The organism is Pedobacter sp. (assembly GCF_045628745.1).
Classification (GTDB): domain Bacteria; phylum Bacteroidota; class Bacteroidia; order Sphingobacteriales; family Sphingobacteriaceae; genus Pedobacter.
This window is the reverse complement of record NZ_JAZQPU010000114.1, coordinates 1-2,997: the sequence shown is the minus strand read 5'-3', so window position 1 is coordinate 2,997 and position 2,997 is coordinate 1. Positions and strand designations below refer to the sequence as shown.

3 protein-coding genes and 1 pseudogene are annotated in these 2,997 nt (G+C 38.8%); all 4 read left to right on the top strand.

What is annotated here, in order from left to right:
• Positions 1-814: pseudogene (locus ACR2F7_RS04910) on the top strand (phenylalanine--tRNA ligase subunit beta); the annotation flags it as partial.
• 41 nt (positions 815-855) lie between these two features.
• On the top strand, positions 856-1,146 hold the full coding sequence (locus ACR2F7_RS04905; RefSeq protein ID WP_432712475.1) for a hypothetical protein: 291 nt from the start codon (positions 856-858) through the stop codon (positions 1,144-1,146).
• 32 nt (positions 1,147-1,178) lie between these two features.
• Positions 1,179-1,469, top strand: a complete 291-nt coding sequence (locus tag ACR2F7_RS04900; protein ID WP_432712474.1) for a cell division protein ZapA — start codon at positions 1,179-1,181, stop codon at positions 1,467-1,469.
• 167 nt (positions 1,470-1,636) lie between these two features.
• Positions 1,637-2,997: ribonuclease Y (rny, locus tag ACR2F7_RS04895; protein ID WP_432712473.1), on the top strand; the 1,361-nt coding region annotated here is incomplete at its 3' end.

Sequence of the window (2,997 nt, the reverse complement as noted above, 5' to 3'; positions counted from 1 at the left end):
TTATTCTAAAAACTTGGAGGAGGCCGTTAAAATTTTAAATCCATTAAGTTCAGATTTAAATGTAATGCGTCAGAGTTTGTTGATGCCTGCTTTAGAGAGTGTAGCCTATAACCAAAACAGGAAAAACCCTGATGTTAAGTTTTATGAGTTCGGTAAAACCTACCATTTGGTGAATGAGAAATATGTAGAACGCCCACGTTTATTGATGATCTTATCAGGAGCTACACATCCTGAGCATTGGAATCACCAAAGCAGTCCGGTTAGTTTCTACAATATCAAAGCTGCTGTAGATGCTGTACTGGCAAGATTAGGTGTGGCTAACTTACAGAGCGAAGAGATCAGCAATGAGGATTTCGCTTATGGCATCAGGTATTACCGAGGTGATAAAACCGTAGTTAGCTTTGGTGCAGTTACTGCAGCAGACCAAAAGAAAGCTGACGTTAACAAAGCTGTATTTTATGCAGACTTTGACTGGGCCTTATTGTTAACGATGGTTAAAAAGAATAAAGTAGTCAACAAGGACGTTCCTAAATACCCTGCAGTGCGAAGAGATCTTTCGATGTTGGTAGATTTAAATGTGACTTTTGATGACTTGAAGACTATTGCTTTTAAAACGGAAAAGCGATTGATCAAGAATGTACAGGTGTTTGATGTTTATTTAGGTGACAAATTACCAGAAGGTAAAAAATCATACGCATTGAACTTTACCCTACAGGACGAGGAGCAAACGTTAACCGATAAGCAAATTGATGCTGTTATGCAAAAGATTATATATAACTTAGCGCAAACAGCGAAAGCAGAGATCAGAAAATAATTTATTTATAGGGATTTTGAATAAAATTAAAGTTTAATAACATGACTTCGGTTGCAGAACAATTAAATTCGGTAGTACAAAAGACAACGCGGCTTATTGCGTTATGTAATGCCTTACAAGAAGAAAATGACTTATTAAAGCTTGAAAATCAATTCGTAAAGACCAACCTTGAGGAGGCTAAAAACAAGAACGTCGCACTGGAAGAAAAGCTGCGTGTACTTAAATTAGCCAAGAGCATTGAGGGAACAAGTGAGAAGTCGCTTGATATAAAGCAAAAAATTAACGATTTTGTGCGTGAGATTGACAAGTGTGTTGTGTTGCTTAAAAAGTAATGACTACCCTAAAATTGAAACAAAGCTAAAAAATGGGAGAAATCTCGATAAAAATAACTATTTCTGATCGTATTTATCCTTTAAAGGTGAGTACGGAAGAGGAAGAAATTGTAAGGCGCGCAGCCAAGATTATTAACGAACGCATAAAAGATTACCAGGAGAATTATGCGGTAAGAGATAAACAGGATTTGCTCTCTATGGCGGTATTGCATTATGCAACGGCTGTGTTAAGAGTGGAAAATAAAGTCCAGGTTGAGGACACTGCGGTAGCTGATAAAGTGGAAGAACTAGATAGTTTATTGACGGATTTTTTCTCAAAATAAATCGTTCTTTATAGCAAAAAAGATATTAACCGTGGTTAAATCTTAAGTTTCAAGGGTATGAGTTACACTGCTGTCGTTTTGAAGGGGTCTTCTTTTCGATACAGCAGTATTTACGCTCCAGCACATGAAAACTTAATATTTAATTACGGTTTTTTTATACAAGAGAAATGGAAATAGTTGGAATAATAGGGTATGTGCTTGCCGGCCTGGCTATCGGTATAGCCATTGGAAGATACCTGTTGCGCACTTTACTGAAGAAACAGGAAGTTGCTGCACAAACAAAGATTAAAAAGATGTTAAAAGACGCAGAAATAAGTGCGGACATCTTAAAAAAAGATCGTTTACTGGAAGCTAAAGAAAAGTTCCTGTCGTTGAAAGCAGATCATGAGCAGGAAGTAAATACAAAGAATAACCAGATCAACCAACGTGAGAATGCGGTTAAGCAAAAAGAGCAAAGCCTTAACCAGCGCATGGAAAACGTAAACCGCAAAGAGCAGGAGTTAGATAACCAGAAAAAACACCTGGAGAAACAAACAGAAATTGCGATTAAAAAACAGGAAGATGTTGACTTGTTGAAAACTCAACATGTTAAACAACTGGAAGCTATTGCTGGTTTGAGTGCTGAAGAAGCTAAAAACCAATTGGTAGAGAATATGAAAGAAGAGGCTAGATCTCAGGCAATGATCCAGGTGAAGGACATTGTTGACGAAGCTAAACTGACTGCCACAAAAGAAGCTAAAAAAGTCGTTATCCAAACTATACAGCGTACAGCTGTTGAAGCGGCTATTGAAAATACAGTATCTATTTTCCATATTGAAAGCGACGAAATTAAAGGTCGTGTAATTGGTAGAGAGGGTAGAAACATTCGTGCGCTTGAAGCAGCTACAGGCATTGAGATTATTGTTGATGATACCCCTGAAGCCATTATCTTATCTGGTTTTGACCCGGTAAGAAGAGAGATTGCCCGTTTAGCCTTACACCGTTTGGTAACAGACGGCCGTATTCACCCTGCACGTATTGAAGAGGTGGTGGCTAAAACCAAGAAACAGATTGAGGAGGAAATTGTAGAGATTGGTGAACGTACAGTAATTGACCTTGGTATCCATGGTTTACACCCTGAACTGATCAGAATGGTTGGTCGTATGCGTTACCGTTCTTCTTACGGACAGAACTTATTACATCACTCCCGTGAGGTTGCTAATTTCTGTGCAACCATGGCTGCAGAGCTGGGCTTAAATGCCAAGATGGCTAAAAGAGCAGGTTTACTTCATGATATAGGTAAAGTGCCTGATGACAATCCAGAATTGCCTCACGCAATCTTAGGGATGCAATTAGCAGAAAAATATAAGGAACATCCTGAAATTTGTAATGCTATTGGCGCCCACCATGATGAAATTGAAATGACTTCCATGATTTCGCCAATCATCCAGGCTTGTGATGCCATCTCTGGTGCACGTCCGGGAGCTAGACGCGAAGTGGTAGAAAGTTACATCAAACGCCTGAAAGAATTAGAAGAACTTGCCTTGTC

What these genes read in the sequence shown, in the direction of transcription:
- ACR2F7_RS04905 (WP_432712475.1), top strand. Translation starts at nt 856, where the DNA reads ATGACTTCGGTTGCAGAACAATTAAATTCGGTAGTACAAAAGACAACG.
- ACR2F7_RS04900 (WP_432712474.1), top strand. Translation starts at nt 1,179, where the DNA reads ATGGGAGAAATCTCGATAAAAATAACTATTTCTGATCGTATTTATCCT.